This window comes from Microbacterium sp. VKM Ac-2870 (assembly GCF_015350795.1).
Lineage (GTDB): Bacteria > Actinomycetota > Actinomycetes > Actinomycetales > Microbacteriaceae > Microbacterium.
In genome coordinates this window covers 318,481-336,619 of record NZ_JADKSH010000003.1, presented here as the reverse complement: position 1 = coordinate 336,619, position 18,139 = coordinate 318,481, and the positions used below count along the sequence as shown (strand labels likewise).

Sequence of the window (18,139 nt, the reverse complement as noted above, 5' to 3'; positions counted from 1 at the left end):
TCCTGCGGAGTTCGTCGGGCCTGGCGCAGCGCCACCGCGACGAGAATGGCACCATGACCACTTCGCGCCCTGTGCTCACCCTTGTCGGAGGCCCGACCGCGATTCTCGAGTACGCCGGCATCCGCCTGCTCACCGACCCGACGTTCGACGCCCCGGGCGACTATCCCTCCGGCGCCGTCACGTTGCACAAACTCACCGGCCCGGCGCTCACAGCCGACGAGGTCGGCGGGATCGACGTCGTACTTCTGTCGCACGATCAGCATCCCGACAACCTGGATGCCGCGGGCCGCGCCTTTCTGCCGCGCGCCGGCGCCGTGCTCTCCACGCCCACCGCGTCGGCCCGCATCCCCGGAGTCCACGGCCTCGAAGCCTGGCAGACCTCCACGGTCGGCGACGTCGAGATCACCGCCGTCCCCGCCCTCCACGGGCCCGAGGGCGCCGAGGAGCTCTCCGGACCGGTCACCGGTTTCGTCCTGCGCGCCCCCGACCAGCCCGTCGTCTACGTCTCCGGAGACAACGCGTCGCCCGCGCTCGTCGCCGATATCGTCGACTGCGTCGGACCCGTCGACATCGCCGTACTGTTCACCGGCGCCGCCAACGTCGGCCGCTTCGGCGACAGCGACCTCACCCTCAACGCCCGCACCGCGGTCGAGGCGGCGCGGGCGCTCGGTGAGGCGGTCATCGTTCCGGTGCACGCCGAGGGGTGGCACCATTTCTCCGAGACGCGCGAGCGCCTCGAGCGCGAGTTCGCCTACGCCGGGCTCGCCGACAGACTGCTCGTGCCGGCAGCGGGCGTGCCACTGGCGCTCTGACCCGCCGCCGTCTTCGACAACCGCAGCCACGTCTCGACGACCGTGTCGGGGTTGAGCGACACCGACTCGATGCCCTCCGCCACGAGCCACTCCGCCAGATCGGGATGGTCCGACGGGCCCTGCCCGCAGATACCGACGTACTTGCCGGCCGTGCGGCAGGCGGCGATCGCCATCGACAACAGGCGCAGCACCGCGGGATCGCGCTCGTCGAACGTCGACGCGACGAGCCCCGAGTCGCGATCGAGGCCCAAGGTCAGTTGTGTCATGTCGTTCGAGCCGATCGAGAACCCGTCGAAGAACTCCAGGAACCGGTCGGCGAGCAGCGCGTTGGAAGGCAGCTCGCACATCATGATGACCTTGAGGTCGTTCTCGCCCCGCCGCAGGCCGTTCTCGGCGAGCAGCTCGACGACCGCGTGCCCCTCGCCGACGGTACGCACGAACGGCACCATGACCTGCACGTTCGTGAACCCCATCTCGTCGCGCACGAACCGCAGCGCCTCGCACTCCATATCGAAGCAGGGGCGGAAGTCGGGCGAGATGTACCGCGACGCGCCCCGGTAGCCGAGCATCGGATTCTCTTCGTGCGGCTCGTACAACTCCCCGCCGACGAGGTTCGCGTACTCGTTCGACTTGAAGTCGCTGAGGCGCACGATCACCGGTTCCGGCCAGAACGCCGCCGCGATCATCGACACGCCCTCGGCGACGCGCCGCACGAAGTAGTCGCGCGGCGACTCGTACGCCGCCGTCGCCTCCGCGACGCGCTCTCGCAGCTCGCCGTCGAGCTCGTCGAACTCGAGCAGCGCGCGCGGGTGGATGCCGATCTGCCGGTTGATGATGAACTCCAGACGCGCGAGTCCCACGCCCCGGTGCGGCAGCCGCGAGAACGAGAAGGCCTGGTCGGGCGTCCCCACGTTCATCATGATCTTCACGGGCGCCTCGGGCATGGAATCCAGTCGCGTGACCTCCTCTTCGAACGGCTGGATGCCGCGGTAGACGAATCCCGTGTCACCCTCTGCGCACGAGACGGTCACCTCATCGCCGTCGGCCAGGGTCGACGTGGCATCCCCCGTGCCGACGACGGCCGGGATGCCGAGTTCGCGTGCGATGATCGCGGCGTGACAGGTGCGACCGCCGCGGTTCGTGACGATCGCGCTCGCGCGCTTCATGATCGGCTCCCAGTCCGGGTCGGTCATGTCGGCGACCAGCACCTCGCCCGGCCGGAAGTCGGCCATCTGGTCGAGACTGCGCAGCACCCGCGCGGGTCCCGCACCGATGCGCTGGCCGATCGCGCGGCCCGCCGTCGCGACCTCGCCGCGCGCGCCGAGGACGAAACGGCGGATGACGCCGACTTCCACCCGCGAGACGACCGTCTCCGGGCGCGCTTGCAAGATGTAGAGCCGTCCGTCGATCCCGTCCTTGCCCCACTCGATGTCCATCGGCCGGCCGTAGTGTTCCTCGATCACGAGCGCCTGGCGGGCGAGTTCGACGAGGTCGGCGTCGTCGATCGAGAAGAGGCGCCGTTCGGATGCCGCGACGTCCTCGAACCGCGTCGACGCCCCCGCTTCGCGGGCATCCGTGTACCGCATCGCGATCGCCTTCTCGCCGACCGACCGCTTCAGCACCGCCGGACGCCCGGCGCGCAGCGCCACCTTCGACACGTAGAACTCGTCGGGGTTCACCGCTCCCTGCACGACCGCCTCGCCGAGCCCGTACGAACTCGTGATGAAGACGGCATCCTCGAACCCCGACTCGGTGTCGACGGTGAACATGACCCCCGCCGCTCCCACGTCGGAGCGCACCATCTTCTGGATGCCGGCGGAGAGCGCGACCTCGTCGTGGTCGAAGCCGTGGTGGGCGCGGTAGGCGATCGCCCGGTCGTTGTACAGCGAGGCGAACACCGAGCGGATCGCCGCCAGCACGTTGTCGACGCCGGCGACGTTCAAGAACGTCTCCTGCTGGCCGGCGAACGACGCGTCGGGCAGGTCCTCCGCCGTCGCCGACGAGCGCACCGCGAAGGAGGCCTCGGGATTCTCACCCGCGAGCTGCTCGTAGGCGGTGCGGATCGAGGCCTCGAGTGCGGCGGGGAACGGCTGCTCTTCTATCCACGCGCGGATCTGCGTGCCCGCGTGGGTCAGCGCGGCGACGTCCTCGACGTCCACGTCCGCGATGGCCGCCGCGATCCGCTCGCGCAGCCCGCCTTCCGCTAGGAACTCCCGATACGCGTCGGCGGTCGTGGCGAAGCCGCCAGGCACGCTCACGCCGAGCGCCGCGAGATGCGACACCATCTCGCCGAGCGATGCGTTCTTGCCGCCCACGGCGGGGATGTCTGCCATGCCGAGCTGATCGAACCAGAGGATGCTGCTCATATCGGGTGCCTTCCGGTCAGGTGAAGAGGTGTCAGGTGCGGAGCTTGAGGGACTGCATGATCACCGCCGACATCTCCTCGACGCTCTTGGTCGATGAGTTCACGAACGGGATGTGGGTGCGGCGGTAGAGGTCCTCGGCGCGGCGCAGCTCGAGCGTGCACTGCGCGAGGCTCGCGTAGGTCGAGTCGGGGCGCCGTTCGTGGCGCACCTGGCTGAGGCGCAGCGGTGTCGTGGTGAGGCCGAAGCAGCGCGCGGCATAGGGGGCGACGGCCCGCGGCAGCCCGTCCGTGGGGAAGTCGTCGTCGGTCAGCGGGTAGTTCGCGACGAGCAGTCCGTACTGCAGGGCGAGGTACATCGTCGTCGGCGTCTTGCCGCAGCGGGAGGGAGCGACGATCAGCACGTCCGCCTGGTCGAGGGCGCGCATGCTTTGGCCGTCGTCGTGCTCGATCGCGTACTCGACGGCGCGCATGCGGGCGAAGTACTGCTCGGTATCGCCGACGGTGTGGAACGAGCCGAGCTGCTCCGATGCCGTCGTCCCGAGCGCCGCTTCGAGCTCGGTGAGGTGACCGCTCAGCAGGTCGATGTGGGTCGCCCGGGCTCCGCCCAGCACACGGGCCACCGCGGGGGAGCGCACGGTGTGGAACACGATCGGCTCCTCACCCGCCTCCGCGGCGCGGTCGATCTCGCGGGCGACGGCGGCGGCGCCCTCGGCGGAGTCGACGAACGGCACGGTGTGGCGGCGGAACGTGACGCCGGGGAAGTTCACGAGCAGCGCGCGGCCGAGCGTCTCGGCGGTGATGCCCGTGGAGTCGGAGACGAAGTAGGCGGCGCGGGGCGTCGTGGGGGTCACGCAGGTGCTCCTCGTCGCCTTGGGGGAGACCGGCCGATCGACCGGTTGTTTCGAGGCTACGAAAGATGAACCTTCCCTCTCCGTGCTGGACTCGTAAAGAACTCCCGATCTTGCGAATCCGGCAGGAAGTCGCGATCGGGCGCGGCCGTCAGGTGCGCAGGTCGCGGCGCCGCATCGCCAGCAGGGCGGCGACCACGGCGAGGGCGGCGGCGAGAGCGAGGGGCAGGATGCCGCGGAGATCGACGCCGTCGGACGTCGGTACCGGCGCGGACGCGAACGGGGCGACGTCCACGAGCGCCGCGCTCATCCCGAAGAGCGGGCCGAAGAGCGCCACCTCGGCGCCGATCGCGACGAGGGCCCACGCGGTCGGGAGCGCGAGTCGCGGCAGAACCACGACGAGGGCGGCGGCCAGCCCCGCGAAGAGCCAGGCGGGTACGAGCTGGCCCGCCCCCGCGATCGCCGCATCCCGCACCAGCCCCGCGCCGTCGGTCGCCGCCTGGGCGCCGGCGGCGGCACCCAGGACGCCGCCGCCGAGGGTGAGCGTCGCCGCGACCAGCGCGACGACGACGTGATCGCCCAGCCATCGCAGGCGTGCGACCCCCGACGACAGCAGCAGCTCGGCGGTGCCGCGGGTCTCGTCCTGGCGGGCGCGGACGACGGTCTGGGTCGCCGCGCACGCCGCGAAGACGCCCAGCATCACGAAGAAGACCACGACGAGGCCCCGCGCGAGATCCGCGCCGGCGCCGCCGAGGGCCTGCAGGATGGCGGTCACCGCCGGGTTGTCGTCGCCGATCCGGCCGGCCACGGAGCCCAGCGAGGTCGAGAGGACGCCGACGAGCACCCCCGCCGCCGTCCAGCCGATGACGGAGGGCAGGCTCTGGCGGGCGACGAGCGCCAGATGGGAGCCGAGGGCGGGGCGGGCGTGTGCGCGACCGCGCCGCTCGGGGAGGAAGGCGGCCCCGAGGTCGCGATGGGCGTGCAGCGCCGCCGCTGCGCCGATCAGGACCGCCGCGACCAGCGCGCCGACGATCAGGGGTCGCGGATCGTCGGCGTCGAAGGGGCGGACGTTCTCGGCCCAACCGAACGGCGACGCCCAGGCGAGGCCCGAGCTCGTCATCCGCGTGAGATCGTCGCTCGGCGTGCCGAGTGCGTTGCCGACGCCCGCGACGACGAAGCACCCGAGCAGCACCCAGACCGACAGGCTGTTCGCGCCGCGCGCGGTGGGCAGGAGCTCCGCAGCCGCCAGACCCACGCCCAGGAAGACGAGCGCCACGACCAGGCAGGCAGCCCCGACCAGCGCCGATCCGAGGGCGGGAGCGCCGCTGGCGACGAACACGGCGCTCACCGCGACCCCCAGCACCGCCGCGGCGACCGCCCCGTGCACCGCCGTCGCCGCCAGTGGGACGGACCGGCCCGCCGGCGTCGCCGCCACCAGCTCCAAACGACCCTCCTCCTCGTCGCCGCGGGAGTGGCGCACCGCGAGGAACGAGCTCATCAGTGCTCCCAGGAGCAGGAGCCACGGCAGCAGGAGGAACGCGACCATCTGCGCTTCGCCCGCCCCCGACGGCAGCCCGCGAAAGAGCAGGATCACCGGATTCGCCATCACCGTCGCCAACAGCGCCACGCGCTCCTGCTCGTCGCCGTACGAGCCGCGCACGCCGGGATAGCCGGCCGCGGCGAGGGTGGCGGTGCCCCCGATCCACACGCTCAGCTGCACGGCGTCGCGGCGCAGCCGTTGGCGCAGGAGCGGAGCCAGCGTCGTCACCGCGGCCCTCCCGCCGGTTGTGGGCTGTAGTGGCGAAGGAACAGCTCCTCGAGCGACGGGGGAGCCACCCGAAGCCCTTCGGCGCCGAGCGCGCCCAGCCGCGGCAGCGCCGCCGCGACGGCGTCGCTCGCGAGGGTCAGCGAGATGCGCCCCGCGGCCTGCGTGACGTCCTCGGCGCCGGGCACCGTGCGCGCCGCCGCGAGCGTCGCACGATCCGTGGCGACGAACGACACCTCTGTCCGGGTGAGGTGGCGCATCTCGGCGAGCGTCCCCGCATCCACGATGCGCCCGCCGCGCACGATCGACACGCGGTCGCACAGCAGCTCGACCTCCGACAGGATGTGGCTGGACAGCAGCACGGTGGCCCCGGCATCCCGCACCCGGGCGACCTCGTGACGGAAGACGACCTCCATGAGGGGGTCGAGGCCGCTCGTGGGCTCGTCGAAGACGTACAGGTCGGCGGGGACAGCGAAGGCCGCGACGAGCGCCACCTTCTGACGGTTGCCCTTCGAGTACGCGCGGCCCTTCGTGCGGGTGTCGAGATCGAAGTCCGCGCACAGCCGGCGTCGTACCGCAGCATCCGCCCCGCCGCCGCCCGTGCGCAGACGGCAGAGCAGGTCGATCGCCTCGCCCCCGGACAGGTTCGGCCACAGGCTGACATCGCCGGGGACGGAGGCGATGCGGCGGTGCAGGCGGGAGGCCTCCGTCCACGGGTCGCCCCCGAGCACGGTCGCCGTGCCGGACGTCGGCCGCGCCAGCCCCAGCAGGATGCGGATGGTGGTGGACTTGCCGGCGCCGTTGGGGCCGAGGAAGCCGTGCACCTGGCCCTCGTCGACCGTGAGGTCGAGCCCGTCGAGGGCGTGCACGCGGCCGTACTGCTTCGTGAGGGCGTCGGTGCGGATGACGGCGGTCATGCGCCGGATGCTACGCCGAGGGCGGGAGCCGCGGTAGATGCGACACCCACCCTCTCCCCCGGTGCGTCGGGGACGGCGCTCAGATCTGCGAGCGCGGTCCCGGCTCGATGATCTTGTTGAAGCCGGTGACGGGCTGGTTCTCGTCGAACGACACGACCGGGCGGCGGAAGCCGCGGGTGAGGACGACGAGATACAGCACGCCCAGACCGGTCCAGATGAGGCCGACGGTCAGCGCGTGGTCGTCGAGGTTGACCCACAACAGCCCCGTGAGCGCCATGCCGATCGCGGGCATCACGATGTAGTTGATGATGTCGCGCGGTGTGCGACGGCGTCCCTGGCGCACGGCGAACCAGGCGATCACCGAGATGTTCACGAACGTGAAGGCGATCAGTGCCCCGTAGTTGATGTAGTCGACGATCTGATCGAGGGTGAAGGCGATCGCCGCGAGGCTCACGATGCCCACGAGTACCACCGTGAAGGCCGGGGTGTGGGTGCGCGGGCTGATGTAGCCGAAGAACCTCTTGGGCAGCACGCCGTTGCGCCCCATCACGAGCAGCATCCGGGCGACCGAGGCGTGCGAGGCGAGCCACGACGCCAGCGTCGCCGCGAACCCCGCCGCGGTCAGCACCGACTGCAGCACGATGCCGCCGACCTGTGAGCCGATCTCCGGCAGCGTCGAGTCGGCGATCGCCTCCGGCGGGAACGCATCGCTCGACGGGAACCTCAGCTGCGTGAAGTATGCCGCGACGAGGAAGATCGCGCCGCCGACGAGCACCGTCAGCAGGATCGCTCGGGGCATCGTCTTCGGATTCTTGGCCTCTTCCGCGTACATCGTGACGGCGTCGAAACCGATGAACGAGAAGCAGACGATGGTCGCGCCGGCCAGCACCGCGCCGAACTCCACCTCGGGGTGGAAGAACGGCTGCACCGAGGCGACCGTGCCTGACCCGGCGCCCTGCGCCAGCTGCACCATCACCATCACCACGAACACCGCCATCACGACGATCGAGAAGATGAGCAGGATCATGTTCACGTTGGATGTGCCGCGCATCGTCAGGTAGATGATGCCGGTGACCGCTGCGGTGAAGGCCACCACCCAGACCCAGCCCGGGATGTCGGGAAACAGCGCTTCCATGTAGCTGCGGAGGATGAGTGCATTGACCATCGGCAACAGCAGGTAGTCGATGAGCGAGGTCCAGCCCACGAGGAAGCCGAGGCTCGGATGCATCGACTCGCGCACGTACGTGTACGCGGAGCCGGCGCTCGGGATGACCCCGACCATCTTGCCGTAGCTGATCGCCGTGAAGCCCATGACGATGAGGGCGAGGGCGTAGGCGGCGGGGACGACGTTGTTGGTCTCGACGGCGACGTTGCCGAAGGTGTCGAACACGACCGTGGGCGTCATGTAGCCGAGGCCGAGGCCGACGATCGACCACACCCCCAGCGAGCGGGCAAGGGTGGCGGAGCGAGAGGATGCCGACGTGGCGGCGAGTGACTCGTTCGTGATTCCTCCTGATGATGAGGTGTTTCGGGTGCTCGAATACTAGGGGCGGCCTGTTTCGTCTGTATAGCGTTTCGATCTCGTCCGATGACGCGGGCTCAGACCCCGCGCAGCCCGTCGGTGCGCTCGAAGATGAGGCTCGTGTTGGTTGCTGCGACGATGGAGTGTGTCGACAAGTGGTCGGTGACGAAGGCGCGGAGGTCCGCACTGTCTCGCCCGCGGAAGTGGATCACGAAGTCTTCGGCCCCGGCGACATAGAAGTACTGGGCGACGTCGGGGTGGGTGCGCAGCTCTTCGGCGAACCTTGTCAGCTGCGCCCGGGCGCCCGGGCGGATGCGTACCGACACCAGCGCCTCGGTGCGATAGCCCAGCGCGGCGGGGTCCACGTCGACCGTGAAGCGGCGGATCACCCCGCGGGAGACGAGCCGCGAGATGCGCGCGTGCACGGTGGATGCCGCAAGTCCCAGCGTCGTCGCCAGCCGGCTGAGGGGTTGGCGCGCATCGGCGCGTAACTCGTCGATCAGTCGGAGGTCTGCGGCATCCATCGAATCGTTCGCGCTCATGCTGGGCATGGGCCGATCCTAGTTCGATGGAGGTCGCCGATATCGCCGATTCTTCGGCGGCTCTTGTTGCACGACGGCGGGGCTGACATCGTGATCGCGCCGCACCGCTCCATCACCATCCCGCGGACGAATTCGAAGGAGTCCCGCCCATGATCATCGGTGTTCCCGCAGAGATCAAAGACAGCGAGCGTCGCGTCGGCATGACGCCTACGGGCGTGGACGAGCTCGTGGCCCGCGGGCACCGGGTGCGCATTCAGGGCGGTGCCGGTGAAGGATCGGGCTTCAGTGATGACGCCTACGCCGCGGCCGGCGCCGACATCGTCGCCGACGCCGCCGAGGTGTGGGGGTCGGCCGACCTGCTGGTGAAGGTGAAGGAGCCCATCGCGCCCGAGTACGGATTGCTCCGTGAAGACCTCACCCTCTTCACCTACCTCCACCTGGCCGCGGCGCCGGAGCTCACACAGGCACTCCTGGATGCCGGGACCACCGCCATCGCCTATGAGACCGTGCAGCTACCCGACCGCTCGCTGCCGCTGCTGGCTCCGATGAGCGAGATCGCCGGTCGCCTGTCGGTGCAGGCCGGCGCACAGCAGTTGCTCGGGCCTGCCGGTGGGCGCGGCATCCTGCTGGGTGGGGTCCCCGGCACTCCGCGCGGGCGCGTCGTCGTGATCGGCGGCGGCGTGGCCGGAACGCACGCGGCGCAGATGGCCGTGGGCCTGGGCGCGCACGTGACCATCGTCGACCTGTCGATCCCGCAGCTGCGCCGCCTCGACGAGCGCTTCGACGGTCGCGTCGACACCCGGGTCTCGACGCGTTCGACGATCGGCGAGCTCGTCGCCGACGCCGACCTGGTGATCGGTTCGGTGCTCGTGCCGGGAGCTGCAGCACCCAAACTCGTCACCCTCGACATGGTCGAACGGATGCGCCCCGGCTCGGTGCTCGTCGACATCGCCGTCGACCAGGGCGGCTGTTTCGAAGGCACGCACGCGACCACGCACACCGACCCGACCTACCGCGTGCACGACGCGATCTACTACGCCGTCGCCAACATGCCGGGAGCCGTGCCCCTCACCTCGACGCTGGCGCTCACCAACGCGACGCTGCGCTACACGCTCGCGCTCGCCGACCTGGGCACCGACGCCGCCCTCGCCGCCGACGCCTCGCTGCGCGCAGGGCTGTCGATCCGCGGCGGCGAGGTGGTGGACACCCGCATCCTGGCGTGACGAACGCCGCAGATACGCACGAACTCCGCATCCGATCACGCGATCGGATGCGGAGTTCGTCGCATTCTGCGCAGCTCGTGATCCCGGTCAGAGGCGGTTCCAGGCCTCCGTCAGCACGGAGCGCAGGATCTGCTCGATCTCGTCGAACTCGGCGGGTCCGATCGTCAGCGGCGGGGCGAGCTGGATGACGGGGTCGCCGCGGTCGTCGGCGCGGCAGTAGAGCCCCGCATCGAACAGCGCTTTGGAGAGGAAACCGCGCAGCAACCGCTCGGACTCGGCGTCGTCGAAGGTCTCCTTCGTGGCCTTGTCCTTGACCAGCTCGATGCCGAAGAAGTAGCCGTCACCGCGCACATCGCCCACGATGGGTAGATCGAGCAGCTTCTCGAGCGTCGCGCGGAAGACGGGGGAGTTCTCGCGCACGTTCTCGAGCAGCTTCTCCTCCTCGAAGACGTCGAGGTTCTCCAGCGCCACGGCGGCCGAGACGGGGTGGCCGCCGAAGGTGTAGCCGTGCGGGAACGACAGGTCGCCGTGGGCGAAGGGCTCGTAGACGCGGTCGCTGACGATCGTGCCGCCGAGGGGCGCGTACCCGCTCGTGACGGCCTTGGCGAACGTGATCATGTCGGGCTGGTAGTCGTATGCCTGCGCGCCGAAGTAGTGGCCGAGCCGGCCGAACGCGCAGATGACCTCGTCCGACACGAGCAGCACGTCGTAGCGGTCGCAGATCTCGCGCACGCGCTGGAAGTAGCCCGCTGGTGCGGGGAAGCAGCCGCCCGCGTTCTGCACGGGCTCGAGGAACACGGCGGCGACCGTCTCGGGACCTTCGAACTGAATCATCTGCTCGATGCGGTCTGCCGCCCACAGGCCGAACTCCTCGGGCGTCCCTCCACCGAAGCCCGACTCCGCGGCGCGGTAGTAGTTGGTGTTCGGCACCCGGAAGCCGCCGGGGGTGACGGGCTCGAACATGTGCTTCATCACGGGAAGGCCGGTGATCGCGAGGGCACCCTGGGTCGTGCCGTGGTAGGCGATAGCGCGCGAGATGACCTTGTGCTTGGCGGGCTTGCCCTGCAGCTTCCAGTAGTGCTTGGCGAGCTTGAAGGCCGTCTCGACCGCCTCGCCGCCGCCGGTGGAGAAGAAGACGTGATTGAGGTCGCCGGGCGCGAGGTTCGCGATGCGGTCGGCGGCTTCGATGCCCGACGGGTGGGCGTACGACCAGAGCGGGAAGAACGCGAGCTCCTCCGCCTGCTTCGCGGCGGCCTGGGCGATACGGGAGCGGCCGTGGCCGGCGTTGACGACGAACAGGCCCGCGAGCCCGTCGATGTAGCGCTTGCCGCGCGAGTCCCAGATGTGGTGGCCCTCGCCCTTGACGATGATGGGCACTCCGGAGCCCTCGGTCATCACCGACTGGCGTGCGAAGTGCATCCAGAGGTGGTCGCGGGCCTTCGCTTGCAGAGCGGCGTCGTCGATGTTCATCGTGTCCCCCAGTTGTAGAGCTGACGGTGGAGTTTGAGGTAGACGAAGGTCTCGGTCGAGACCACCTCGGGAAAGGCGCGGATCTGCTCGTTGAGCAGGTCCATGAGGTCGTCGTCGTTCTCGCAGACGACCTCCACGAGCAGATCGAACGAGCCTGCCGTCGACACGACGTAGCTGACCCCCGACAGGGTCGACAGCTGCGCGGCGATGCCGCGAGTGTCTCCGGCGACGCGGATGCCGATCATCGCCTGGCGGGCGAAACCGAGCTGCAGCGGGTCGGTGACGGCGACGATCTGCATCACGCCCTGGTCGACGAGCTTCTGCACGCGCTGGCGCGTTGCGGCTTCGCTGAGCCCCACTGCCTTGGCGATCTCGGCGTAGGGGCGGCGGCCGTCTTCCTGCAGCTGCTCGATGATCGCCTTGGCTGCCGCATCCAAAGGGTGGCGGCGTGAAGGCGCGCTTTCCGTCGTCTGAGTCATGATTCGCGACGATATCAATCGTCGCGGCAAACGATCAAGAGTGATTCAGAAGTCCAACCGTCTGGTCGGCGGCGCGCTGCGGGCGCAGATTCGGGTGTGGTGAACGGATTCGGATGCCGCGAGCGCCAGCATCCGAATCCGTTGCCGTTGTCCGAATCTGTTGAGTCGGAGAACCGCCGTCTTCACTCCATGGTGTCGAGGATGCCGACGAGGTCCTCGAACGTGGTGCGGGGATTGAGGATCGCGAACCGGGCGTTCGCCCGTCCCTCATGGCTGGAGGGCGTCACGAACGCGTGTTGCACATCGAGCAGCCGCTGCGACCACTCCTCGTACTCGGCCTTCGTCCAGCCGGCGCGCTCGAAGACCACCACTCCGAGTTGGGGCTGGCGCACGAGCGAGAAGCCGGGCCGATTCGCGATCTCGTCGGCGATGCGGCGCGCCAGCACGATGGAGGCGCTGACCGCCTCGCGGTAGGCGGCGGCGCCGTGCGTCGCGAGCGAAAACCAGAGCGGCAGTCCGCGCGCACGCCGCGTGAGGTGCGCCGCGTAGTCGGAGGGGCTGTAGTCGGAGCGGTCGGTGAGGGTGTCGAGGTACTCGGCGTGTTGGGTGTGCGCGCGGCGGCCCTGTTCGGGGTCACGGTAGATGAGCGCGCACGCGTCGAACGGCGCGAACAGCCACTTGTGCGGGTCGACGATCACCGAGTCGGCCTCTTCGACGCCGTCGTACAGGTGGCGGGCGAGTGGCGACAGCATGCCCGCAAGGCCGTAGGCGCCGTCGACGTGCAGCCAGATGTCGTGGGCGTGCGCCGCAGCCGCGACGCCGGCGATGTCGTCGACGATGCCGAAGTTGGTGGATCCCGCGGTTGCCACGACCGCGAACACACGCTCGTGCACGTCGGCGAGCACAGCGGCGACCTCGGTGCCACGGAGCACGCCGTCGGCATCCGTGGGAACCGTCACGACGTCGACGTCCATCACGCGCGCGGCGGAGGCGATCGACGAATGCGCCTGTGAACCGCACACGACAGCCCATCGTGCGGGGGCGGGTCCTCCGGCCTCGGTGCGGCGGGCGCGCGCCGCCTCGCGGGCGGCGACGAGGGCCGAGAGGTTTCCGAGGGTCCCGCCCTGCACGAACACGCCGCCCGCGGTGGCGGGCAGCCCGAACTCGTCGGCGAGCCAGCGCAGCACCTCGTTTTCGGCATGGACGGCGCCGGCACCCTCCAGCCACGAGCCGCCGTACAGGGCGCTCGCCGACACGACGAGGTCGAACGCGGCGGCGGCCTTCGTGGGCGCGGTCGGGATGAACGACAGGTAGCGCGGATCATCGGTGGTGATGCAGGCCGGGGCGAGGACGTGCGTGAAGACCCCGAGCGCGCGCTCCGCCCCGAGCCCGTCTTCCGAGATCGTGCGTCCGGCGAGTCGGCTGAGCTCGGCGGCGGGCAGGGGCTTGTCGAGCGGAGTGTCCTCTGCCAGGAGCCGCTCGCGCGAGTAGTCGAGCACGAGATCGACGATCCTGCGGGTCTCGGCGGTGACGTCGTGCATGCGGGCGGCGTCGGTCATGACTGCTCCTCGGGGTGGGAAACGGCGGCGTCCGTGACCTCCAGTGCGCGATCGATGATGTCGAGTCCGCGCACGAGATCGTCTTCCGGAATGATCAGCGGCGGCGCCACGTGCACCCGGTTGACGTGCGTGAACGGCCAGAGCCCCGCCTTCTTGCACGCGGCGGCGAAAGCCGTCATGGGCGCGGCATCCGCCCCGGCGGCGTTGAACGGGACGAGCGGCTCGCGCGTCTGGCGGTCGCGCACCAGTTCGATCGCCCAGAACAGGCCCCGCCCGCGCACCTCTCCGACCGACGGATGCCGCGTGGCCATCTCTTCCAGGCGTGGGCGGACGACGCGCTCGCCGAGGTCGCGCACGCGCTCCAGGATGCCGTCGCGGCGGAATACCTCGAAGGTCGCGATTCCGGGCGCGCAGGCGAGCGGGTGACCCGAGTACGTCAACCCGCCCGGGAAAGCGACGGTGTCGAAGTGCGCCGCGATCTCATCGGAGATGACCACGCCGCCCAACGGCACGTAGCCCGAGTTCACGCCCTTCGCGAACGTGATGAGGTCGGGGACGACGTCGAAATTCTCGAACGCCCACCACGTCCCCAGCCGTCCGAAGCCGACCATGACCTCGTCGGCGATGTACAGGATGCCGTAGCGGTCGCACAGCTCGCGCACGCCCGGCAGGTAGCCGGGCGGCGGGATCAGGACGCCGTTGGTGCCCACGACCGACTCGATGATGATCGCGCCGATCGTCGAGGCGCCTTCGAGGATGATCGTCTGCTCGAGGTGGGCGAGCGCACGCTCGGTCTCCTGCTCTGGCGAATCGGAGTGGAACGGCGAACGGTACGCGTACGGCCCGAAGAAGTGGACCACCGAGGCGTCGGCCGGCTCGTTCGCCCAGCGGCGGGGGTCGCCGGTCAGCGTGATCGCCGTCGAGGTGTTGCCGTGGTAGCTGCGATACATCGCGAGCACCTTGCGCTTGCCGGTGACCAGACGCGCCATGCGGACGGCGTTCTCATTGGCATCCGCCCCGCCGTTCGTGAAGAACACCTTCGAGAAGCCGTCGGGCGCGATCTCACTGATCAGGCGCGCGAGCTCGCCCCGGGTGTCGTTGGCCATCGACGGCTGGATCGTCGCCAGCCGCGCGGCCTGCCGCTGGATCGCCGCCACGAGGTCGGGATGCTGGTGCCCGAGGTTGAGGTTGACCAGCTGCGATGAGAAGTCGAGATACGCGTTGCCGGCGTAGTCCCAGAAGGTCGCGCCGTCGCCCCCGGCGACGGGCACCGGGTCGATGAGGGCTTGCGCGCTCCAGGAGTGGAAGACGTGCGCACGGTCGTCGCCGCGCACGGCCGCGTCGGCGGCGGCGTCGGCTGCGGGGATGGTGGTCATGGCGTCTCCCGATCGTCGATTGTTGCTGCGGAATCCGACCCTACCCACCTCGCTGTCGTCTGCGCCTACTCGGCGCCAGCCGAGTCTCGGGATTCCTTCTCTGTATGCATTACAACCACACATCGACGATTCATGGCTCTCAGCTCCTTTCTGTGTATACACTCGGAAGGCGAGAGGAGTCGACATGCGTGCGAGTGATCGTGCCTACCGCGCCCTTCTCGATGAGATCCAGTCCGGCGCGCTGGCCCCCGGCGCGGTACTCGGCGAGGTCGAGCAGTCTGTGCGTCTCGGGGTCAGTCGTACGCCGCTGCGCGAAGCCCTCGGCCGCCTCATCGCCGACGGGCTCGTCGTACAGCCGTCGCCGCGCGTCACGGTCGTGAGCGACCTCGACGCCGGCGATATCCGCGAGCTGTTCGAGGTGCGGCGCGCACTGGAGGAGACCGCCGCGCGCCTGGCTGTGCGCTCGGGCGACGGCGAGGCTTTCGCTGCCCTCGCCGACGAGTTCGCCGGCACGGATGCCGCGGCCGATCCCGACGCCTACTACGCCCTGATCGCCCGCTTCGACGAGGCGATGGATGGTGCCGTCGCCAACGGCTACCTCACGTCGGCACTGAAGAACGTCCGCACGCATCTCGTGCGGGTGCGCCGTCTCGCCCGCGACAATCCCGAGCGGCTCGCCGTCTCGGTCGCCGAGCACCGCCTCATCGCTTCGGCGGTCGCCGCCGGCGACGCCGAGCTGGCCGCTCACGCCACCCACGTCCACCTGCACAACGCGCTCACCGCGATCCTCGCCTCTCTGGAAGGAAACCCATGACCGTCACCCACCACGTCCGCGTGCACCGCAGCGACGAGAACCTCGCCCGAGAAGACCAGCTCGCCCACACGATCGCCGAGGTCGCCGCCGACCCGGTGGCCGTCGAGCCCGCCGTGGTGGAGATGATCATCAACCGCGTCATCGACAACGCATCGGTGGCCGCGGCATCCCTCACCCGAGACCCCGTGACGGCCGCCCGCGCGCAGGCGCTCGACCACCCGGTCTCACGCGGAGGCCGCGGCGCCACGGTGTTCGGCGAACCCAACGACACGCTCACGAGCCCCGAGTGGGCGGCCTGGGCCAACGGGGTGGCCGTGCGTGAACTCGACTACCACGACACTTTCCTCGCCGCCGAGTACTCGCACCCGGGCGACAACATCCCGCCGATCCTCGCGGTCGCCCAGCACACGGGCGCCGATGGTGCCGCCCTCGTCCGCGGCATCGCGACCGGCTACGAGATCCAGATGGACCTCGTGCGGGCCATCAGCCTGCACACGCACAAGATCGACCACGTCGCCCACCTCGGCCCGTCGGCCGCGGCCGGCATCGGCACGCTGCTCGGCCTCGACGCCGACACGATCGCGCAGGCGGTCGCGCAGGCCCTGCACACCACCACGGCGACACGGCAGTCGCGCAAGGGTGAGATCTCCACGTGGAAGGCGCACGCTCCTGCCTTCGCCGGAAAGATGGCCGTCGAGGCCGTCGACCGGGCGATGCGGGGACAGACCTCGCCGTCGCCCATCTACGAAGGCGAAGACGGCGTCATCGCGTGGATGCTCGACGGCAAGGATGCCGCGTACGACGTGCCCCTGCCGGCACGCGGCGAACCGAAGCGCGCCATCCTCGACTCGTACACGAAGGAGCATTCGGCCGAGTATCAGGCACAGGCTTGGATCGACCTGGCCCGCAAGCTCCACAGTGCGCACCCCGAACTGACCGATCCCGCGAACGTCGAGAGCGTGGTGCTGCACACGAGCCACCACACGCACTACGTCATCGGGTCGGGCGCGAACGACCCGCAGAAGTACGACCCGAAGGCCTCACGCGAGACCCTCGACCACTCGATCCCGTACATCTTCGCGGTCGCCCTGCAAGACGGCGGTTGGCATCACGTCGACTCGTACCTGCCCGCGCGTGCGGCGCGAGAAGACACGGTCGCGCTCTGGCGCAAGATCACGACGGCAGAGGATGCCGAGTGGACCCGCCGCTACCACTCCGAGGATCCCGACGAAAAAGCCTTCGGCGGTCGCGTCGAGATCCGACTCGCCGACGGGTCGACGATCGTCGACGAGATCGCTGTCGCCGATGCGCACCCGTTGGGCGCCCGACCCTTCGCCCGTGCCGACTATGTAAGGAAGTTCCGCCTTCTCGCCGAGCCGGTGCTCGAGCCCGCCGAGATCGACCGGTTCCTCGCCCTCGCCGAGCGCTTGCCCGAGCTGACCGCCGACGAGGTGCGCGAGCTCAACATCGTCGCCCGCGCCGGCGTGCTGGCATCCGTTCCCAACCCGAGGGGGCTGTTCTGATGCTGTACAGCCAGACACCCGCGTCCGAGAAGCGGCACCTGCTGCGCGAGCGGCTGCGCGCAGGCGAACTCGTCCGCTTCCCCGGGGCGTTCAACCCGCTGTCGGCCCGGCTCATCGAGCAGAAGGGCTTCGACGGCGTTTACATCTCGGGCGCCGTGCTGAGCGCCGACCTGGGCCTTCCCGACATCGGGCTGACGACGCTCACCGAGGTCGCCGGTCGCGGTCAGCAGATCGCCCGGATGACGGAGCTTCCCGCCATCATCGACGCCGACACCGGCTTCGGCGAGCCGATGAATGTCGCCCGCACGATCCAGACGCTGGAAGACGCGGGGCTGGCCGGTACCCACATCGAAGACCAGGTGAACCCCAAGCGGTGCGGACACCTCGACGGCAAGCAGGTCGTCGACGAGAACACGGCCCTCAAGCGCATCCGCGCCGCCGTCGACGCGCGCCGCGACCCGAACTTCCTCATCATGGCGCGCACCGACATCCGCGCCGTCGAAGGCCTGGCCGCCGCGATCGATCGGGCCAAGGCTCTCGTGGATGCCGGGGCCGACGCGATCTTCCCCGAAGCCATGCGCGACCTGTCGGAGTTCGAGGCGGTCTGCGCCGCGGTGGATGTGCCCGTGCTGGCGAACATGACCGAGTTCGGCAAGAGCGACCTGTTCACCGTCGACCAGCTGCGCAGCGCCGGGGTGCAGATCGTGATCTGGCCGGTGTCGCTCCTGCGGATCGCGATGGGCGCGGCGTCGAGCGCACTGGATACCCTGAACGACGAGGGGCACCTCACCTCACGCCTCGGTGAAATGCAGCACCGCGCCGACCTGTACGACCTGATCGACTACGAGGGCTACAACCACTTCGATTCGAACGTCTTCACCTTCACCATTCCCGGCCGTTGAGCGCGCCCTTCGCGTCGAAACG

The 18,139-nt window shown here is 69.8% G+C and carries 15 protein-coding genes; 5 read left to right on the top strand and 10 right to left on the bottom strand.

Annotated elements, in window-relative coordinates:
• The first annotated feature begins 53 nt into the window (after positions 1-53).
• Positions 54-812, top strand: a complete 759-nt coding sequence (locus ITJ43_RS08905) for an MBL fold metallo-hydrolase (RefSeq protein ID WP_194583485.1) — start codon at positions 54-56, stop codon at positions 810-812.
• Here the strand turns inward: ITJ43_RS08905 and ppsA are convergent.
• From ppsA to ITJ43_RS08875, 6 genes are all read right to left on the bottom strand, one after another.
• Positions 752-3,178 carry a phosphoenolpyruvate synthase gene (gene ppsA / locus ITJ43_RS08900; RefSeq protein ID WP_194583484.1) on the bottom strand — a complete coding sequence of 809 codons (2,427 nt, stop codon included), beginning with the start codon at positions 3,176-3,178 and terminating at the stop codon, positions 752-754. The genes ITJ43_RS08905 and ppsA overlap by 61 nt on opposite strands.
• Positions 3,179-3,209: 31 nt before the next feature.
• Positions 3,210-4,028, bottom strand: coding sequence for a pyruvate, water dikinase regulatory protein (locus tag ITJ43_RS08895; RefSeq protein WP_194583483.1), 819 nt, complete (start codon positions 4,026-4,028; stop codon positions 3,210-3,212).
• Between the two features lie 148 nt (positions 4,029-4,176).
• On the bottom strand, positions 4,177-5,793 hold the full coding sequence (locus ITJ43_RS08890; protein WP_194583482.1) for an ABC transporter permease: 1,617 nt from the start codon (positions 5,791-5,793) through the stop codon (positions 4,177-4,179).
• Positions 5,790-6,707, bottom strand: a complete 918-nt coding sequence (locus ITJ43_RS08885; protein ID WP_194583481.1) for an ABC transporter ATP-binding protein — start codon at positions 6,705-6,707, stop codon at positions 5,790-5,792. The genes ITJ43_RS08890 and ITJ43_RS08885 overlap by 4 nt, the downstream gene beginning before the upstream one ends.
• 79 nt (positions 6,708-6,786) lie before the next feature.
• On the bottom strand, positions 6,787-8,145 hold the full coding sequence (locus ITJ43_RS08880) for an APC family permease (RefSeq protein ID WP_194583480.1): 1,359 nt from the start codon (positions 8,143-8,145) through the stop codon (positions 6,787-6,789).
• Positions 8,146-8,306: 161 nt separating this feature from the next.
• Positions 8,307-8,780, bottom strand: a complete 474-nt coding sequence (locus ITJ43_RS08875) for an Lrp/AsnC family transcriptional regulator (RefSeq protein ID WP_228495623.1) — start codon at positions 8,778-8,780, stop codon at positions 8,307-8,309.
• A gap of 140 nt (positions 8,781-8,920) precedes the next feature.
• Here ITJ43_RS08875 and ald point away from each other — a divergent pair, with 140 nt between their 5' ends.
• A complete protein-coding gene (gene ald / locus ITJ43_RS08870) occupies positions 8,921-9,994 on the top strand; it encodes an alanine dehydrogenase (protein WP_194583479.1) in 1,074 nt (357 codons plus the stop codon).
• 87 nt (positions 9,995-10,081) lie between these two features.
• On the opposite strand, the gene ITJ43_RS08865 is transcribed toward ald, so the two are convergent.
• The 4 genes from ITJ43_RS08865 to ITJ43_RS08850 form a co-directional block, all read right to left on the bottom strand.
• On the bottom strand, positions 10,082-11,464 hold the full coding sequence (locus tag ITJ43_RS08865) for an aspartate aminotransferase family protein (RefSeq protein ID WP_194583478.1): 1,383 nt from the start codon (positions 11,462-11,464) through the stop codon (positions 10,082-10,084).
• Positions 11,461-11,943: an Lrp/AsnC family transcriptional regulator gene (locus ITJ43_RS08860; protein WP_194583477.1), complete on the bottom strand. Its 483-nt coding sequence runs from the start codon at positions 11,941-11,943 to the stop codon at positions 11,461-11,463. Before ITJ43_RS08860 ends, ITJ43_RS08865 begins: the two co-directional genes overlap by 4 nt.
• 182 nt (positions 11,944-12,125) lie before the next feature.
• On the bottom strand, positions 12,126-13,502 hold the full coding sequence (locus tag ITJ43_RS08855; protein WP_194583476.1) for a pyridoxal phosphate-dependent decarboxylase family protein: 1,377 nt from the start codon (positions 13,500-13,502) through the stop codon (positions 12,126-12,128).
• Entirely contained in the window at positions 13,499-14,878 is a 1,380-nt protein-coding gene (locus ITJ43_RS08850) for an aspartate aminotransferase family protein (RefSeq protein WP_194583475.1), read from the bottom strand. Before ITJ43_RS08850 ends, ITJ43_RS08855 begins: the two co-directional genes overlap by 4 nt.
• Positions 14,879-15,062: 184 nt before the next feature.
• On the opposite strand from ITJ43_RS08850, the gene ITJ43_RS08845 reads away from it, so the two are divergent.
• Genes ITJ43_RS08845 through prpB form a run of 3 tightly spaced genes read left to right on the top strand, consistent with a single transcriptional unit; the run spans position 15,063 to position 18,117 of the window.
• On the top strand, positions 15,063-15,692 hold the full coding sequence (locus tag ITJ43_RS08845; RefSeq protein ID WP_194583474.1) for a GntR family transcriptional regulator: 630 nt from the start codon (positions 15,063-15,065) through the stop codon (positions 15,690-15,692).
• The gene (locus tag ITJ43_RS08840) at positions 15,689-17,215 is read left to right on the top strand and encodes an MmgE/PrpD family protein (protein WP_194583473.1); all 1,527 of its coding nucleotides are present in this window, start codon (positions 15,689-15,691) and stop codon (positions 17,213-17,215) included. The genes ITJ43_RS08845 and ITJ43_RS08840 overlap by 4 nt, the downstream gene beginning before the upstream one ends.
• A complete protein-coding gene (prpB, locus tag ITJ43_RS08835) occupies positions 17,215-18,117 on the top strand; it encodes a methylisocitrate lyase (protein ID WP_194583472.1) in 903 nt (300 codons plus the stop codon). The genes ITJ43_RS08840 and prpB overlap by 1 nt, the downstream gene beginning before the upstream one ends.
• The last annotated feature ends 22 nt before the right edge of the window (positions 18,118-18,139 follow it).